14 protein-coding genes are annotated in these 17,883 nt (G+C 73.9%); 11 read left to right on the forward strand and 3 right to left on the reverse strand.

Annotation, left to right across the window (positions count from 1 at the left end; translation table 11 throughout):
* The first annotated feature begins 5 nt into the window (after positions 1-5).
* The 7 genes from H9624_RS07670 (at position 6) to H9624_RS07700 (ending at position 7,364) form a co-directional block, all read left to right on the forward strand.
* Positions 6-1,505, forward strand: coding sequence for a CoA-acylating methylmalonate-semialdehyde dehydrogenase (locus H9624_RS07670; protein ID WP_251839309.1), 1,500 nt, complete (start codon positions 6-8; stop codon positions 1,503-1,505).
* Positions 1,506-1,525: 20 nt separating this feature from the next.
* Complete coding sequence (iolG, locus tag H9624_RS07675) at positions 1,526-2,536, forward strand: inositol 2-dehydrogenase (protein ID WP_251839310.1); 1,011 nt, start codon at positions 1,526-1,528, stop codon at positions 2,534-2,536.
* Positions 2,533-3,396: a TIM barrel protein gene (locus H9624_RS07680; protein WP_251839311.1), complete on the forward strand. Its 864-nt coding sequence runs from the start codon at positions 2,533-2,535 to the stop codon at positions 3,394-3,396. The genes iolG and H9624_RS07680 overlap by 4 nt, the downstream gene beginning before the upstream one ends.
* Positions 3,397-3,522: 126 nt before the next feature.
* Positions 3,523-4,587 carry an ABC transporter permease gene (locus H9624_RS07685; RefSeq protein WP_251839312.1) on the forward strand — a complete coding sequence of 355 codons (1,065 nt, stop codon included), beginning with the start codon at positions 3,523-3,525 and terminating at the stop codon, positions 4,585-4,587.
* On the forward strand, positions 4,584-5,390 hold the full coding sequence (locus H9624_RS07690) for an ATP-binding cassette domain-containing protein (RefSeq protein WP_251839313.1): 807 nt from the start codon (positions 4,584-4,586) through the stop codon (positions 5,388-5,390). Before H9624_RS07685 ends, H9624_RS07690 begins: the two co-directional genes overlap by 4 nt.
* Entirely contained in the window at positions 5,387-6,400 is a 1,014-nt protein-coding gene (locus H9624_RS07695) for a sugar ABC transporter substrate-binding protein (RefSeq protein ID WP_251839314.1), read from the forward strand. Before H9624_RS07690 ends, H9624_RS07695 begins: the two co-directional genes overlap by 4 nt.
* The gene (locus H9624_RS07700) at positions 6,387-7,364 is read left to right on the forward strand and encodes a Gfo/Idh/MocA family oxidoreductase (protein WP_251839315.1); all 978 of its coding nucleotides are present in this window, start codon (positions 6,387-6,389) and stop codon (positions 7,362-7,364) included. The genes H9624_RS07695 and H9624_RS07700 overlap by 14 nt, the downstream gene beginning before the upstream one ends.
* 13 nt (positions 7,365-7,377) lie before the next feature.
* On the opposite strand, the gene H9624_RS07705 is transcribed toward H9624_RS07700, so the two are convergent.
* Genes H9624_RS07705 through H9624_RS07715 form a run of 3 tightly spaced genes read right to left on the reverse strand, consistent with a single transcriptional unit; the run spans position 7,378 to position 9,782 of the window.
* A complete protein-coding gene (locus tag H9624_RS07705; protein WP_251839316.1) occupies positions 7,378-8,082 on the reverse strand; it encodes a GOLPH3/VPS74 family protein in 705 nt (234 codons plus the stop codon).
* Positions 8,079-8,798, reverse strand: coding sequence for an ABC transporter permease (locus H9624_RS07710; protein ID WP_251839317.1), 720 nt, complete (start codon positions 8,796-8,798; stop codon positions 8,079-8,081). Before H9624_RS07710 ends, H9624_RS07705 begins: the two co-directional genes overlap by 4 nt.
* A gap of 27 nt (positions 8,799-8,825) precedes the next feature.
* Positions 8,826-9,782, reverse strand: coding sequence for an ABC transporter ATP-binding protein (locus tag H9624_RS07715; protein WP_251839318.1), 957 nt, complete (start codon positions 9,780-9,782; stop codon positions 8,826-8,828).
* Between the two features lie 286 nt (positions 9,783-10,068).
* Between H9624_RS07715 and H9624_RS07720 the strand changes: the two genes are divergently transcribed.
* From H9624_RS07720 to ligD, 4 genes are all read left to right on the forward strand, one after another.
* On the forward strand, positions 10,069-12,786 hold the full coding sequence (locus H9624_RS07720; protein ID WP_251839319.1) for an ATP-binding protein: 2,718 nt from the start codon (positions 10,069-10,071) through the stop codon (positions 12,784-12,786).
* Between the two features lie 81 nt (positions 12,787-12,867).
* Positions 12,868-14,049: a Gfo/Idh/MocA family protein gene (locus H9624_RS07725; RefSeq protein WP_307784944.1), complete on the forward strand. Its 1,182-nt coding sequence runs from the start codon at positions 12,868-12,870 to the stop codon at positions 14,047-14,049.
* A 177-nt stretch (positions 14,050-14,226) separates the two neighbouring features.
* Positions 14,227-16,566: an amidase family protein gene (locus H9624_RS07730; RefSeq protein WP_251839320.1), complete on the forward strand. Its 2,340-nt coding sequence runs from the start codon at positions 14,227-14,229 to the stop codon at positions 16,564-16,566.
* Between the two features lie 231 nt (positions 16,567-16,797).
* Positions 16,798-17,856 carry a non-homologous end-joining DNA ligase gene (gene ligD / locus H9624_RS07735; protein WP_251839321.1) on the forward strand — a complete coding sequence of 353 codons (1,059 nt, stop codon included), beginning with the start codon at positions 16,798-16,800 and terminating at the stop codon, positions 17,854-17,856.
* Positions 17,857-17,883: the final 27 nt, after the last annotated feature.

Consider the following 17,883-nt stretch of genomic DNA (forward strand, 5'->3'; position numbering starts at 1 on the left):
AAGCGATGAGGACCATCCACCACTGGATCGCCGGTGCGCCCTACGAGGGCGGCACCGAGGCGGCCACCCCCGTCCACGACCCCGCCACCGGGGAGGTGAGCGGCCGCCTCGCGCGCGCGGACGCCGCCGTCGTCGACGAGGCCGTGCGGACGGCCGCCGCGGCGCAGCGTGAGTGGGGCGCCACCTCGCTGGCGCGGCGCACCGAGATCATGTTCCGGATGCGCGAGCTCGTCGTCCGGCACACCGACGACCTCGCCCGGCTCGTCACGGCCGAGCACGGCAAGACGCTCGACGACGCGCGCGGGGAGGTGGGTCGCGGTCGGGAGACCCTCGACTTCGCGTGCGGGATCAACCAGGCGAGCAAGGGGGAGTACACCGCCGACGCCTCCACCGGCGTGGACGTCCACTCCCTGCGCCAGCCGCTCGGCGTCGTCGCCGGGATCACGCCCTTCAACTTCCCCGTCATGGTCCCGATGTGGATGCACCCCATCGCGATCGCCACCGGCAACGCCTTCATCCTCAAGCCCTCCGAGCGCGATCCCTCCGCCGCGAACCTCGTCGCCGAGCTCTACCGCGAGGCGGGCCTGCCCGACGGCGTGTTCAGCGTCGTCCACGGCGACAAGGCTGCCGTCGACGCGATCCTCGACCACCCCGGCATCGCCGCCGTCTCCTTCGTCGGCTCCACCCCCGTGGCCCGGTACGTCCGCGAGCGCGGCGCCGCCCGCGGCAAGCGCGTCCAGGCCCTGGGCGGGGCCAACAACCACGCCATCGTCATGCCCGACGGCGACATCGAGTACGCCGCCGCGCAGATCGCCTCCGGCGCCTTCGGCTCGGCGGGGGAGCGCTGCATGGCGGTGCCCGCGGCCGTGGCCGTCGGGGAGGCCGGGGACCTCCTCGTCGCGGCGCTGCGCCGGGAGGCGGAGCAGATCGTCGTCGGCCCCGGGGACCGCGACGGCGTCGCGATGGGCCCGGTCATCACCGCCGAGGCGCGCGAGCGCGTCATCCGTTACGCCACCGAGGCGATCGAGGCCGGCGCCGAGCCGGTCGTCGACGGGCGCGGGCTCACCGTCGAGGGCCACGAGCAGGGCTACTTCGTCGGCCCCACCGTCCTGGACCGGGTGAGCCTGGACGCCGGGGCCTACCGCGAGGAGGTCTTCGGCCCGCTCCTCACGGTCGTGCGCACGGACACCTTCGAGGAGGCCCTCGCGCTCGTCAACTCCTCCCCCTACGGCAACGGCGCCGCGATCTTCACCGCCTCCGGGGAGTACGCCCGCCGCTTCACCCACGAGGTGCAGGCCGGGATGGTCGGCGTCAACGTCCCGATCCCCACCCCGGTGGCGTACTACTCCTTCGGGGGGTGGAAGGATTCGCTCTTCGGGGAGCACCACGCCCACGGACCCGAGGGCGTGCGCTTCTACACCCGGAACAAGGTCGTCACCAGCCGCTGGCCCCACGTGGACCGTCCCGTGCAGGCGTCGATGAGCTTCCCCTCCACCACCGACTGACCTCGAGAGGACCCACCCCCATGGTGAGGATCGCCGTCATCGGCGCGGGCCGCATCGGCGCCGTCCACGCCGCGACCGTCGCGCGCCACCCCGACGCAGAGCTGCGTCTGATCCACGACCCCGTCGGCAACGCCGCCGAGCAGCTCGCCGCCGCGCACGGCGCGCGCGCCACCCACGACCTCGCCGAGGTCTACGACGCCGACGACGTCGACGCCGTCATCATCGGCTCGCCCACGCCCCTGCACGTGGAGCACCTCGTCGGCGCGGTCCGCGCCGGCAAGGCGGTGCTCTGCGAGAAGCCCGTCGACCTCGACCTCGCCCGGGTCGAGGAGTGCATCGCCGCGATCGCCGGTCACGAGCACCGGGTGATGGTCGGCTTCAACCGCCGCTTCGACCCGAGCTTCGCCGAGATCCACGCCCGCGTGCAGCAGGGGGAGATCGGGCCGCTCGAGCAGCTGACGATCGTCAGCCGCGACCCCGCCCCGCCGTCGCCCGCGTACGTCGCCGTCTCCGGGGGCATCTTCCGCGACATGACGATCCACGACCTCGACACCGCGCGCTTCTTCCTCGGGGACATCGTCGAGGTGAGCGCCGTCGGCCAGCGCCTCGACCCCGCGTACGCGCACCTCGAGGACTTCGACGGCGCCGTCACGACGCTCGTCGCGGCCAGCGGCGCCGTGGCGACGATCGTCAACTCCCGCCACTGCGCCACCGGCTACGACCAGCGCCTCGAGGCCTTCGGCCCGCTCGGGTCGCTGGAGGCGCTCAACCAGACCGCCGGCTCGGTGCGCCACTCGTCGGCCACCCACGCGGGCGCGGCGGGGCCCTACCTCGGCTTCTTCCTCGACCGGTACGCGACCGCCTACCGCGACGAGCTCAGCCACTTCGTGGACGCCGTGCGCACCGGACGCGCACCGTCCCCGACGATCGAGGACGGCCGCGCCGCCCTCGTCCTGGCCGACGCCGCCACCCGCAGCGCCACCACCGGTGAGCGCGTCCTGCTGCCGACCACCGCGAGGAGCCACCCATGAGGATCGCCGGAGCGCCCATCAGCTGGGGCGTGTGCGAGGTCCCCGGCTGGGGACACCAGCTGAGCCCGGACCGCGTGCTCACCGAGATGGCCGGGCTCGGCCTCACCGCGACGGAGTTCGGCCCCCAGGGCTGGCTGCCCGAGGCCCCCGCCGAGCGGGCGCAGGCGCTCACGCCCTACGGGCTCGCCGCCGTCGGCGCCTTCGTCCCCGTGGTCCTCCACGACCCCCACCACGACCCGGTCCCCGAGGTGGACCGTGAGCTCGACAGCTTCGAGGCCGCCGGCGGGGACGTCCTCGTCCTGTCCGCCGCCTCGGGCCAGGACGGCTACGACGAGCGCCCGGAGCTCGACGACGCCGGCTGGGCCACCCTGCTGCGCAACCTCGACCGTCTCACCGAGCTCGCCGCCTCCCGGGGCGTGCGCGCCAGCCTCCACCCGCACGTGGGGACGATGGTCGAGCGCGAGGAGGAGGTCCGCCGCGTCCTCGCGGGCTCCGTCGTCCCGCTGTGCCTCGACACCGGCCACCTCCTCATCGGCGGCACCGACCCGGTGGCGCTCGCGGCCGAGCACGCCGCCCGCATCAACCACGTCCACGTCAAGGACGTGCGCCTGGACCTCGCCCTGCGCGTCCAGCGCGGGGAGACGACCTACACCGACGCCGTCCGGCAGGGCATCTACACCCCGGTCGGGACGGGCGACGTCGACTTCGCCGCCATCGTCGCGGCCCTCGACGCCGCCGGCTTCGACGGGTGGTACGTCCTCGAGCAGGACACCGTCCTCACCGGCGAGCCGCCGGAGGGCACCGGCCCGCTCGAGGACGTGCGCCGCTCGCTCGAGCACCTGCGCGCGCTCGCCGGGTAGCCGCCGCCGTCGGCGACACGCCGCGATGTCGGATTGTCCGGACAATCCTTGACAGTGGGTGTGGCCGGCACCACACTGGGCGCGACGGGGCGGTCACCTGCCCCTGGACCGACGAGGGGACTGCCGATGACGGCCGTTGCTGACCGCGAAGCCGCGCCACCGGGCGGCCCCGCCTCGGGGCGCCCCGGACAGCAGAGCCGGGGCCTGCACGCCGCCCTCACCGTCGTGCGGCTCGGGCCGGTGCTCCTGCTCGCCATCATCATGGCGGTCCTCGCGGTGCTCAACCCGCTGTTCCTCTCGCCGGTCAACCTCGGCAACGTCGGCCTGGAGGCGTCCGTCGTCGCGATCCTCGCGCTCGGTCAGCTCCTCGTCATCGTCACCGCGGGCATCGACCTGTCGCAGGGCTCGGTCATCGCGATGTCGAGCATCTTCGGTGCCCTGTGGATCCGGGAGCTCGACCTCGTCTCCGGCTGGCTCGTCATCCCGACGATGATCCTGGCCGGAGGCCTGGCGGGCGGGGTCAACGGCACGCTCTTCGTCAAGGGCAAGCTGCCCCACCCCTTCCTGCCCACCCTCGCGATGCTCATGGTCGCGCGCGGCGTCGCGCTCATCGTCAGCGGGGGACAGCCCATCACCGGGATGCCCGACGCCGTCAACCTCATCGGCTCGGGGCGCATCGGCTACCTGCCCTACGCCGTCGTCCTCGTCGCCGTGCTCGCCCTCCTCGTCTACGTCCTGCTGCGCCGCATCACGTGGGGCCAGTGGATCTACGCCATCGGCGGCAACCGCGAGGCGGCGCGGCGCGTGGGCGTGCCCGTGGACAGGGTGCTCATCTCCGTCTACGTGTTCAGCGGGATGTGCGCGGGAACCGCCGCGATCGTCGTCTCCGGCCAGACGAACTCCGCCTACCCCACGGCCGGCAACCTCATGGAGCTGTCCGCGATCGCCGCCGTCATCATCGGCGGGGCGAGCTTCTTCGGCGGCCGCGGCACCGTCGTCGGCACCCTCGTCGGCGCGCTCATCCTCGGGGTCATCCAGAACGGCCTCAACCTCATGAACGTCCAGAGCAGCTGGCAGTACGTCGCCCTGGGCACCGCCGTCGTCATCGCCGTCGAGCTCGACGTCGTCCGCTCCCGGCTGGAGACGCGGCTGCGGGTGGTCCGGACCGAGGAGACGGAGGCGGGCACATGACGACGACGACGGAGCGGGCTCCCGGCACCGTGCCGGTCCTCGAGGTGCGCGGCGCCGTCAAGCGCTTCGGCGCGGTCACCGCGCTGGCCGGCGTCGACCTCGCCGTCCACCGCGGGGAGGTGCTCGGCCTGCTCGGCGACAACGGCGCCGGCAAGTCGACGCTCATCAAGGCCGTCACCGGCGTCCACCAGCTCGACGAGGGCGAGATCCTCCTCGACGGCGAGCGGGTGGCGGTCACCAGCCCCACCGGGGCCCGCAACCACGGCATCGAGGCGGTCTACCAGGACCTCGCGCTCTTCGACAACCTCGACGTCGCCACCAACCTCTACGTCGGGCAGGAGCTGACGAAGCCGCGCGGCTGGCGCGGCTTCGGCTGGCTCGACCGCAAGGCGATGCGCCGGGACGTCGAGGAGCGGCTGAGGACGCTCCAGGTCCACCTGCCCGACCTCAAGGGGCACGTCGGCCTCATGTCCGGCGGGCAGCGCCAGGCCATCGCCGTCGCCCGGGCCGTGGCCTTCGCCCGCCGGGTGCTCATCCTCGACGAGCCGACGGCGGCGCTCGGGGTGCGGGAGACCCGCAACGTCCTCGACGTCATCCGGCGGCTGCCCGAGGAGCACGGGATCTCCATCATCCTCATCTCGCACAACATGGACCACGTCGTCCAGGTGTGCGACAACGCCGTCGTCATGCGGCAGGGCCGCGTCGTCGGCAGCACGCGTCCCTCCCCGGAGACGGCGCAGGACATGGTCGCGATGATCGTCGGCGCCACCGAGGGCGCCGCCACGAAGGGACACCAGCAATGAGGCTCACCCGACGCACGGCCGCGCTCGGCGCGGCAGCACTCACCGGCTCCCTCGTCCTCGCCGCGTGCGGCGGGGACGACGGCGGGGGCGGGACCGGCGACGGTGGAGGTGACGGCGGGGAGGAGTACACCGTCGCCGTCGTCCTCAAGACGCTCTCCTCGCCGTTCTGGCTCCAGGTGGCCGGCGGCGTGGAGGACGGCGGGGAGGCCGCGGGCGTGGAGGTCACCCTCGCCGGCGCCACCGCCGAGACCCAGGTCCAGGAGCAGATCGACAAGGTCCGTGCCGCGATCACCCAGCAGGTCGACGCGCTCGTCGTCGCCCCGACGCAGGCGGAGCAGCTCCAGCCGATCCTCGAGCAGGCCGTCGCCGCGGACATCCCCGTGCTGCTCGTGGACACCGACATCGAGGGCTGGGACGGCAAGGAGACCTTCGTCGGCACGGACAACTACCAGGCGGGTGTCACGGCGGGGGAGTACATCCTCGAGCAGACGGACACCGGCTCCATCGCCGTCATCCGCGGCGTGCCGGGCAACCCGTCGACCGACTCCCGCATCGACGGCGCGCTGGAAACGATCGCCGACAGCGGCATCGAGGTGGTCGCCGACCTCGCCGCCAACTCCGACCGTGCCGAGGGCCGCTCGGTCATGGCCGACATCCTCCAGTCCAACCCCGACGTCTCCATCGTCTTCGCCGCGAACGACGACATGGCCCTCGGTGCGCTCGAGGCGATCAAGTCCGCCGGCGTCACGATGGAGGACATCCTCGTCATCGGCGTGGACGGCACGAGCGACGCGGTCGCCTCGATGACGGCCGGGGAGCTGGACGCGAGCATCGCGCAGAACTCCTACGACATGGGCCGCACGAGCGTGGAGCTGGCGGTCGAGCTGCTCGAGGGCGGCACGATCGAGGAGCGCGTCGACACCGGCGTCACCGTCGTCACCCAGGAGAACGCCGAGGAGTACGGCAGCCAGCTCGAGGAGCAGGCCGCCGACGAGGATGTCGCAGGCTGAGCCGCTGCGCGTCGGGGTCGTGGGGCTCGGCGCCATGGGCGCCGAGCACGTGCTCGCGCTGAGCGAGCACGTCCCCGGCGCGCAGGTGGTCGCGGTGCACGACGTCGACGCGCACCGGGCGGGGGAGGTGGCGGCGTCCGTGGGGGCCCGGGTGGCCGGCAGCGCCGAGGGGCTCGTCGCCGACGCGGACGTCGACGCCGTGGTCGTCGCCTCGCCGGACCGCACGCACGCGCCGCTCACCCTCGCCTGCCTCGCGACCGGCAAGCCCGTGCTGTGCGAGAAGCCGCTGGGCGTCAGCGTGGCGGAGACGGCGCAGGTCGTGGCGGCGGAGGAGGCGGCCGGGCGGCGGCTGGTCACCGTGGGCTTCATGCGCCGCTTCGACCCCGGCTACCTCGAGCTGCGGGAGGCCGTGCTCGGCGGCCGGGTCGGTGAGCCGGTGCTCGTCCACTGCGTCCACCGCAACGCCTCCCCGCACCCGGACGCGACGACCGAGGGCGTCGTGGGGAACTCGATGGTCCACGAGCTCGACATCCTCCCGTGGCTCACCGGGCTGCCGGTGACGGGCATCGAGGTGCGCTCCCCGCGGTCGGAGGGGCTGCGCGAGCCGCAGCTCGCCGTCGTCGAGCTCGGACGGGTGCTCGCGACGGTCGAGGTGTCCCTCAGCGTGCGGTACGGGTACGACGTGCGCTGCGAGGTCGTCGGGACCGAGGGCGCGGTGAGCCTGCGCCCACCGGCCCGGCTGGACGTGGCACGCGACGGCCGGGCCGGCGTCGTCGTGGCGGCGGACTTCCGGGAGCGTTTCGCCGAGGCCTACCGCGCTGAGCTCGCCGCCTGGGTCGCCGCCGCCGGCCGCGGGGGAGCGACAGGCGCCTCCGCGGAGGACGGCCACCGCGCCACCGTCGTCGCCGCCGCCGGCATCGAGTCGTTGTCCAGCGGCCGCCGGGTGGCCGTCCCGCCCGGCTGAGCGAGCGCCCCCGCTACGGGCGCGACGCTGCAGCGGTGACGGAGACGAGGTAGGCCATCACGGTCCGGCCCACCGCCTCGGCCGCCGCACCGGCCTCCCACTGGCCGTCCTGGAGTGCTTCCGCGCGGGTGATCACCGGGGAGGTCCAGGGGATGTCCGGGTGGAGCTGGGGCAGGGCGCCGCTGGCGTGGAGCAGGGCGGCGAGCGCGGCGACACGCGGGGACGGCTCCCCGCCGTCGACCAGCACGGCGCGGAGGTCGGCGAGCAGCGCCGGCCGGCGGCCCGTGGTGCCCTCCTCGAGTGTCGTGACCGAGAACAGCCCGAGCGCCCTGCGGGTGCTCCGGCGCAGGTCACCGCGCTCCACCAGACGGTCCAGCAGCGGCTCCCGCAGCGTGGGTCCGGTCGCCGGCAGGACCGTCTGCACCCCGCGGGCCCTGTCGGAGACGTACTCCCAGCTGTCGCGCAGCAGGTGGTCCGCCGGCGGACGGTGCGGGACGGCGGACACGGTCGTGGAGCCCAGCCGTCCCGCCGCGGCGCGGACGTGCCCGCCCAGCCCGAGCTCGGCGAGGACCGCGCCGGCGAGCACGTAGGACAGGGTGGTCTCGCCGGCGATGGTCCCCGACCCGGGCTGGAACAGCACGAGGAGCAGGTCCTCCGCCAGCGTCCGGTCGGCCGGGACGGGCGTCCCCCGCCGGCTACCGGTCGGTACGGCGCTCATCGGCGCGGCTCCCAGCGGAAGAACCGGACGGCCAGCGCGACCGCGACCCAGACCCAGGCGAGGGTGGGGGCGAGCAGGAGGAGCGAGTCGGCGATCGGGGTACCGCCGTTCCAGGCCTGGACGACCAGCTCGGTCGCGGCCCCGCCCGGGAGCAGCCGCTTGAGCAGCGACAGGTCCTCGGCGCCCGTGACACCGACCCAGATGGCGACCGCCACGATGCCCAGGCTGACCGGCAGCGTGGTGATCTGGGCCCGCTCGGAGGAGCTCGTCACCCCGGCGGTGGCCATCCCGAGCGCGAGCATCATGGCGAACGACGCAGCGATCGCCACCACGAGGAGCGCGACGTTGGCCGGCACATCGCTGACGACGGCGAACGCCACGAGGATGAGGCTCACCTGGACGAGGGAGATGACGGTGATCGGGAGCACCAGCCCCGACACGATGGCCGAGTCGCTGGCGGCGGTGGACCGCAGCCGCTTGAGGAAGAGGTTCTGCCGTCGGGCGGCGAGGGTGGTCACCACGGTGGCGTAGAGACTGAACCCGGCGAGGGTGAAGATGAGCAGGACGGCGATGTAGCCGTACGCGCCTGCGCCGGCGAACAGGTCACGGTTGTAGATGAAGAAGATGCTGGCGGCCAGCGGCATGAGCAGGCTGGTGAACAGCGCGGTCTTGTCGCGGCTGAGCTGGATGAGCTCGCTGCGGGCGATGGTCAACATGAGTGGGTCCTTGTCGGTGTGGCGGGGTCAGGAGCGGACGGGCGCGGTGTCGATGGCGCGGAAGACGTCGTCGAGGCGGGTGGGTGCGGCCGACAGGTCGAGCAGCTCGACGCCGTTGGTGTCGGCCCAGTCGAGGAGCCGCTTGAGCTCTCGCTGCAGCTGGTAGGTCTCGAGCTGGTAGGCCGCGTCGTGCGCCGGGGCGGTGGCCAGCGGCGGGGTCGGGGTGCCGGGGGGAAGGGTGAACCTGATCGACGCCGGCAGGGTGCGGGTGAGGTCGGCGACGGTGCCCTGGTGGCGGAAGGTGCCCTGGTGCATGAGGCCGATGCGGTCGGCGCGCTGCTGCGCCTCCTCGAGGTAGTGAGTGGTGAGGATGATGGTCGAGCCGTCCTGCCGGAGCCCTTCGACGACGTCCCAGAGGGCGTCGCGGGACTGGATGTCCAGGCCGGTGGTGGGCTCGTCGAGGATGATGAGCTCGGGCTGTCCGTAGACCGCGGTGGCGAAGTCGAGACGTCGCTTCTCGCCCCCGGACAGCTGCTCCACGCGGGTGTCGGCCTTGCGGGTGAGGTCGACGGCGCCGAGCACCCGTTCGACCGTGTCCGAGCGGCCGGTGAGCCGGCCGATCAGCCGGACCGACTCGGCGACCGTGAGGTCGGCGGCAAAGCCGCTCTCCTGGAGCATGATCCCCATCCGGGGACGCACCGCGGCCCGGTCCGTGGGGCTCTTGCCGAACACCCGCACCGTGCCCGAGGAGGGCGTGCGGTGTCCCTCGATCACCTCCAGCGCCGAGGTCTTGCCCGCCCCGTTCGTGCCGAGCAGGGCGTACAGCTCTCCGCGCTGCACCTGGAAGGACAGGCCCTTGACCGCGCGGAAGTCGCCGTAGTCGACGTTCAGTGCCTCGACCTCGACGACGGGCCCGGGTGCGGGACCCCCGAGTGAGCCGCGGGTGGTCGACGCGGCCGTCCGGTCGGTGAGCTGGTGTTCCATGATGGTGAACCTCCTGGGTCTGGTGGGTGTAGCTGGAGATTCGCACCGCCGCTGGTGCGTTCGCGTCGGTGGTACCCACCGCCGTCGCGCCGCCTGGCGCAGCCCCCGGCGGACCGCGCCGGAACGGGGCCCGCACCGCGTCCACCTGCGGCGTCGGGCCGGTCCTGCCACCGTTCCGGCCCGCACCGACGGGCTCGACGGGTAGTGTTCGCGTCGGTAGGAGACACGTAGCTCGGTGCGGGCGGACTCAGTCGGACTCGGATGGGGGCCGAACCTGGTGCACCTCGTGGGTCGGCGCGCGGAACGCGACGCGGTCGAGCAGCTCCTCGCGCAGGCGAGGTCCGGACGCAGCGCGACGCTCGTCGTCCGTGGCGAGGCCGGGATCGGGAAGACCGCCCTGCTCGAGCACGCCCGCACCGCGGCCGGCCCGGAGTTCCGGGTGGAGACCCTGGTGGGGGTGGAGGCGGAGGCACAGTTCGCCTTCGCCGGCCTGCACCAGCTGTGTGCGCCCCTGCTGAGCGAGGTCGGTGCGCTGCCCGCGCCGCAGCGGACCGCCCTCGAGGTGGCGTTCGGTCAGCACACCGGTGCCGCCCCGGACCGCTTCCTCGTCGGCCTGGCGGTGCTCAACCTCGTCGCCGAGGTCGCCGAGGAGAGGCCGTTGGTGTGCCTCGTCGACGACGCCCAGTGGCTCGACGAGGCGTCGGCACAGGTGCTGGCGTTCGTCGCGCGGCGTCTGGCGGCCGAGCGGGTGGCCATGCTCGTCGCGGTGCGTGACGGCCCGGCGGCCCGCGCGTTCGTCGGCCTGCCCGAGCTGCGCGTGGGAGCGCTCAGCGACGACGAGGCACGCGCCCTGCTGAGCTCCGGGGTGCACGCACCGCTCGACGCCGGGGTCCGTGACCGGATCCTCGCCGAGTCGCGGGGCAACCCGCTGGCGCTGGTGGAGCTGCCCCGGAGCGCGCCGCCCGCACAGCTGGCGGGCGGCTTCGACCTGCCCGACCCCGCGGGCGTTCCCCACCGTGTGGAGGAGAGCTTCCGCCGTCGCTCGAGCGGCCTGCCGGCCGAGACGCAGCAGCTCCTGCTGGTCGCGGCGGCCGAGCCCACGGGTGAGGTGTCCCTGCTGTGGCGCGCGGCGGCCCACCTGGGCATCGCTGTCGACGCCGCCGCGTCGGCGGAGGCGGCCGGGCTGCTGGAGATCGACAGCCGGGTGCGGTTCCGCCACCCGCTCGCGCGCTCGGCCGTGTACGGCGTCGCCACCCCCTCCGACCGTCGTCGTGCGCACGGTGCGCTGGCCTCCGCCACCGACCCCGCCCGTGATCCCGACCGGCTCGCCTGGCACCGCGCGCGGGCGGTGCTCGGCGTCGACGAGGAGGTCGCCGGCGAGGTGGAGCGCATGGCGGGCCGAGCACGCGACCGCGGCGGGCTGGCCGCCGCCGCCGCCTTCCTCCAGGAGGCCGCCGAGCTGTCCCCCGAACCCGCCCAGCGAGCACGGCGAGCCCTGGAGGCGGCGCACGCGAAGTACCAGGCCGGGGCGCCGGAGGCCGCACTGGCGCTCGTGACGGTCGCCGAGGCGGGACCGCTGGACGCCTCGGAGCGCGCCCGCCTCGAGCTGTTGCGCGCCCAGGTCGCGTTCCATCTGCGACGGGACCGTGAGGCGCCGGGCATGCTGCTGCACGCAGCCCGCATGCTCGCGCCGCTCGAGCCCGCGCTGTCCCGCGAGACCCACCTGCACGCGCTCGACGCGGCGATCCTCAACGGCGGGGACGCGGTGGGCATCGCCGAGGCGGTCCGCATCGCGCCCGCGTCCCAGGTCCCTGCCCGGCCGGTGGACCTCCTCCTCGACGGTCTCGCGACGGCGCTGACGCAGGGGTACGCCACGGGCGTGCCGCAGCTGCGGCACGCCCTCGAGGCGTTCCGGGACGGCGTCCACACCGCCTCCGAGCCTGGCCGCCACGACGACGCCTGGCTCTGGCTCGCGGGCCGGACCGCGGTGGGGCTCCTCGACGACGACCTCGTCCACGCCCTGGCCACCCGCAACGTCCAGCGGGCGCGCGCCACCGGGGCGCTCGCGACGCTCCCCACCGCCCTCAACCTCCTGTCGATCACCTCGGTCCTCATGGGCCAGCTCGTCCGGGCGGCCGAGCTGGCCGCCGAGGCGTCGGCGGTCACGGAGGCGACCGGTGGTGTGCAGCTCCCGCACGCACGGGTCATCCTGGGAGCGTGGCGGGGCGACGAGGCCGCGACCACCGCCCTCACCGTCAGCACCGCCGAGGACGCTGCCTACCCCGACGGGAGCACGGACGCCGCCCAGGCGCAGTACGCCCTGGCGGTCCTCCACAACGGCTTGGGCAACTATCCGGCTGCGCAGGAGGCCGCGATCCGGGCCTGCGGGTCGCCGGAGCTGGCGCTCAGCAGCGCCAGCCTCCCCGAGTACGTCGAGGCGTGCGCCCGTGCGGGCCGACCCGAGCTGGCCGCGTCCGCGGTCGAGCAGGTCACCTCCCGCGCCGCGGCGAGCGGCACCCGGTGGGCGCTGGGGACGGCGGCGTGCGCGAGAGCGCTGACGAGCACCGGCGCCCGGGCCGAGGAGCACTACCGCGAGGCGATCGACCACCTCCAGGGCTGCCGGATGGCCGCGTACACCGCCCGGGCACGCCTGGTCTACGGCGAGTGGCTGCGCCGCGAGGGTCGGCGCAAGGACGCCCGCGAGCAGCTCCGGGTCGCCCACGAGAGCCTGTCGGAGATGGGAGCCGAGGCCTTCGCCGCTCGCGCGGGCCGCGAGCTGCAGGCCACCGGCGAGCACCCGCGCAAGCGGTCCACCCAGCCGACCGACACGCTCACGCCCCACGAGCTGCACATCGCCCGGCTGGTGGCCACCGGCGCGACGTCGCGGGAGGTCGGCGCCCAGCTGTTCCTCAGCCCGCGCACCATCGAGGCGCACCTGCGCAACATCTTCGCGAAGCTGGGGATCACCTCACGTCGGCAGCTGCGGGAGCTCTCCCTTCCCTGACGGCGACGGCGCAGGCAGGATGGGTGGCGCACGACCACCCGGGACGGGGCCTCACCGTCGAGGTGTCGAGGAGGGCAACACGTGGGAGCACCGCGACGACGCGTCGGCATCGGCGTCATCGGCCTGGGCTGGATGGGCCGGCTGCACGCCCGCAGCTACCGGGCCGTCCCCGAGCGGTACCCCGAGCTGCGCGTCGACCCGAGGCTCGTCGTCGCCGCCGACCCGCACGAGGCGGCCAGGGAGGCCGCCGTCGACCATCTCGGCTTCGCCGAGGCGACCGCCGCCTGGCGGGAGGTGCTTGCCCGCCCGGACGTCGACGTCGTCTCGATCTGCGCCCCCAACCACCTGCACCGCGAGATCGCGCTCGCCGCGGCCGACGCCGGCACGCCCTTCTGGATCGAGAAGCCGATGGGCGTCGGGGTCGCGGACAGCGAGGCCATCGCCCGGGCGGCGGCGGCACGCAACCTCGTCACCGCCGTCGGCTTCAACTACCGCCACGCGCCGGCGATCGCCCACGCCCGCGGGCTCGTCCGTTCCGGTGCGCTGGGCCGCGTCACCACCGTGCGGGCCTGGCTGCTCGCCGACTACGCCGCCTCCCCGGACGCCCCGCTCACCTGGCGCTACGAGCGCGCGCTCGCCGGCGCGGGCGTCGTCGGGGACCTGCTCTCCCACGGCGCGGACCTCGTCCAGCAGCTCGTCGGCCGCATCACCGAGGTGACGGCGACGACGAGCACCTTCATCGACCAGCGCCCGGTGCCGACCAGGCTCGGCGTGGGGCACGGCGGCCACGAGGTCGGCGAGGAGCTCGGCGCGGTGGAGAACGAGGACCACGCCGCCGCGCTTGTCCGGTTCGGGTCCGGCGCCGTCGGGACGCTCGAGGCGAGCCGCGTCGCGCACGGGCCGCGGGCGGAGTATGTCGTCGAGGTCTACGGCACGCGCGGCTCGGTGCGGTGGAGCTTCGAGCGGCTCAACGAGCTGCGGGTCGCCGACGAGCGGGGCGGCTACCGCACCGTCATGGCCGGCCCGGAGCACGGCGAGTTCGCCCGCTTCCAGCCCGGGGCGGGGACGAGCATGGGTTTCGACGACCTCAAGACGGTCGAGGCGGCCCTGTTCCTCGGGTCGGTCCTCACCGGCGAGCAGCGTGCCCCGTCCGTGGCGGACGGGTGGGCCGCCGCGGCGGTGGGGGAGGCGGTCGTGGCATCGGCTGCCGACGGCGGCTGGCACACCGTCCCGGACGTCCCCGGCACCACCTACGACCGCTGACGGCGTCGGGCGGAGCGAGTTCGTCACGTGGTGGGAACGTGCGCTCACACGCCGGAAACGGTCGCTGGCCATGCTCCGTGTCAACGGTCGCGCGTGGCGACCGACGACACTGGGAGAAGTGTGATGAGCGTCGAACCGCAGTCCCACCGATGGAGCAGACGCCGGGCTGTCACGCGTGTGTCAGCAGCCGCGCTCGCTGCCTGCTCCGTCGCTGCAGTACCGGTCACGGGAGCCCTCGCCGTCCCCACCCCGGCCGCTGCCGCGACGTCGGTCCACGAGGAGATCCCCCTCGACCTCGCCACGGCGGGGATCGAGGAGATCCAGGCCGCGCTCGCCGCCGGTGAGCTGACCTCCGTCCAGCTGACCCGGGCCTACCTCGAACGTATCGAGGCGCTGAGCATCGACGGACCGGCGCTCAACGCGGTGCGGTCCATCAACCCCGCCGCCCTCGAGCAGGCTGCGCAGCGCGACGCCGAGCGCGCCGCCGGGACCGTGCACGGGCCGCTCCACGGCATCCCGGTGCTGCTCAAGGACCTCATCGACGTCGCCGGCATGGCGACGACCGCCGGATCGGTGGCCCTGGCGAGCTCCTACCCGGCCACCGACGCACCGGTGACGGCCGCTCTTGAGGAGTCCGGCGCCATCATCCTCGGCAAGGTCAACCTCACCGAGTTCGCCAACTTCATGACGAGCGGGATGCCGGGCGGGTACAGCTCCCTCGGTGGCCAGGTGCTCAACCCCTACGACACCAGCCAGAGCCCCAGCGGCTCCAGTGCCGGCTCCGGCTCCGCGGCCGCCGCCGCGCTGGCCACGGTCACCGTCGGCACCGAGACCTCCGGCTCCATCCTCAGCCCCGCCCGGGCGAACTCGACCGTCGGCATCAAGCCGACCGTCGGCCTCATCAGCAGGACGGGCATCGTGCCGATCTCCGCGACGCAGGACACCGCCGGGCCGATGACGCGCAGCGTGTACGACGCCGCCGCGCTGCTCACCGGCATGGTGACCGTCGACCCGGAGGACCCGGCGACGGCGGACAACCCGAGCGTCGGTGTCGACTTCACCGAGTCGCTGTCGACGACGGCCCTGGAGGGCGCGCGCCTCGGGTACGTCGAGTCCACCGACCCCGTCTACGCCGCCGCCCTGGAGACGCTCGAGGAGCAGGGCGCCACGCTCGTGCCGGTCCAGGTCGGACGATCTTCCGCCGGGAGCATCCTCACCAGCGAGTACAAGCGGGACCTCAACGCCTACCTGTCCCGGCTGCCCGCGGACGCCCCGATGAAGACCTTGAGCGACATCATCGAGTACAACAACGAGCACGCGGGCGCCGCGCTGAAGTTCGGCCAGACGCTGCTCCTCGCCTCGCAGGAGGTCGACCTCGAGGACCCGGCGACCTACGAGCAGTACACCGCTCAGCGCGACCAGCTCGTGAGCGAGTCGCGGGAGGCGATCGACTCCGTGCTCGAGGAGGCCGACGTCGAGGCGATCGTCTCCGCCTCGGCGACGACCGGGACGGGGGCGAGCGCGGGCTACCCCTCCGTGAGCGTGCCCGCCGGCTACGCGGAGAACAACCGCCGCCCGGTCAACATCGTCTTCCTCGGTACCGCGTGGAGCGAGGCGGAGCTCCTCGCCCTCGCCTCCGACTACGAGGACGCCTCCCAGGCGTGGCGGTCGCCCGAGGAGATCAACCCCTCGCTGTTCCGGTGCACCGGCATCAGCGAGGAGACCGAGTGGGACGAGTCGTGCGCCCAGAACCCCCCGAGCTGGCCGGAGGAGCCGGAGCCCGAGGTGCCGGGGATGCCCGAGGAGCCCGAGGAGCCCGGTGAGCCGACGACCCCGCGCACGGGCTTCTTCCTCAACGACGGCTGGGACGCGTGGGCCGACCACGTCTTCCGCTACGGCCGGTTCACCGACGAGGTCCTCATCGGGGACTGGGACGGGGACGGCACCGACACCATCACCCTGCGCCGCGGCCGGGAGTTCCACGTGTCCGACGCCCAGCGCGGCGGCGACGCCGATCGCACCTTCACCTACGGCCGCGCCGGGGACGTCGTCCTCGTCGGGGACTGGGACGGGGACGGCATCGACACGCTGGCCGTGCGGCGCGGCAACGAGTACCACCTGAAGAACACCATCAGCGGCGGGGCGGCCGACGTCGTCGTCCGCTACGGCAAGGCGGATGACGCCGTCGTCGTGGGGGACTGGGACGGACGGCGCGGGGACACCCTGGCCGTGCGCCGCGGGGCGACGTACCACGTGAAGAACAGCGTGACGGCGGGCGACGCCGACGCGGTCATCACGTACGGCCGGGCGGGGGACACCGTCCTCGCCGGTGACTGGGACGGTGACCGGGTGGACACCTTCGCGGTGCGTCGCGGGGCGACCTACCACGTGAAGAACAGCCTCACCGGTGGTGACCCGGACCTGGTGCAGACCTACGGGCGCAGCGGTGACGAGGTCTACGTCGGGGACTGGAACGGGGACGGGACCGACACCCTCGGCGTCCGCCGCGCCCCGTGACCCGATGACGCGCTGACCGCAGCCAGCGGCCGGTCGTCACCCCCGCGAGCAGGCCCGCACTCGGTGGAGTGCGGGCCTCTCTGCGTGGTCGGCCGTTGCACCCGGAGAACCTCGTCCGCGACGCCGTCGCCCCCGAGCCCGTCGGCGGTCGGGTGGCGGCGGGCCCGGGGGTCCCGCGTGACTCGCGGCCGAACGGTGGGCCGCAGGAGCCCAGGGCGGTAGCGTCTGGCCATGGCACCGACGAAGAGCCCCGCCGTCGAGATCGACGTGGCCGGACGGCCCGTGCGCATCACGAGCTCGGACCGCGTCATCTTCCCCGAGCCGGGGATCACCAAGCGCGAGGTCGTCGACTACTACCTCGCCGTCGGGGACGGGATCCTGCGGGCGCTGCGCGAGCGGCCGGTCACCCTCGAGCGCTGGCCCAAGGGCGTGCTCGAGGGGATGAAGCGGGCCACCCGCAGCGACCCGCACGGTGACGCGTTCTACCAGAAGCGCGTGCCCGCCAAGGGCGTGCCGGACTGGGTCGAGACGGTCGAGATCGCCTTCCCGAGCGGCCGCACCGCCGACGAGCTGTGCCCCACCGAGCTCGCCGCCGTCGCCTGGGCCGTGAACCTCGGGACCATCACCTTCCACCCGTGGCCGGTGCGGCGCGAGGACGTCGACCACCCCGACGAGCTGCGCATCGACCTCGACCCCCAGCCCGGTACCGACTTCGCCGACGCGGTCGCGGTCGCCGCCGTCGCCCGCGAGTACCTCGCCGAGCTCGGCTGGCGGGGCTTCCCCAAGACCTCCGGCAACCGCGGGGTCCACATCTACGTCCGCATCGAGCCGCAGTGGGACTTCACGCAGGTGCGCCACGCCGCGATCGCCTTCGGCCGCGAGCTCGAGCGCCGCATGCCCGGGAAGGTGACGACGAACTGGTGGAAGGAGGAGCGCGGGGAGACGATCTTCGTCGACTACAACCAGAACGCCCGCGACCGGACGATCGCCAGCGCCTACAGCATCCGGCCCATCGCCCACGCGCCCGTCTCCGCGCCGCTCACCTGGGACGAGCTGCCCGACGTCGACCCCCGCGACCTCACCGTCCGCACCATGCCGGCCCGCTTCGCCGAGCTCGGGGACCTCCACGCCGAGATCGACGACGTCGCCCACGACCTCACCCCGCTCCTCGAGCTCTACGCGAAGCAGGAGGCCGAGGGGCACAGCGACCTGCCCTACCCGCCGGAGTACCCGAAGATGCCGGGCGAGCCGGCGCGGGTGCAGCCCTCCCGTGCGCGCAAGCCGGACTGAGACCTCGACACCCACTTTTCACCGCGA

Source organism: Oceanitalea stevensii (genome assembly GCF_014837105.1).
GTDB lineage: Bacteria > Actinomycetota > Actinomycetes > Actinomycetales > Actinomycetaceae > Oceanitalea > Oceanitalea stevensii.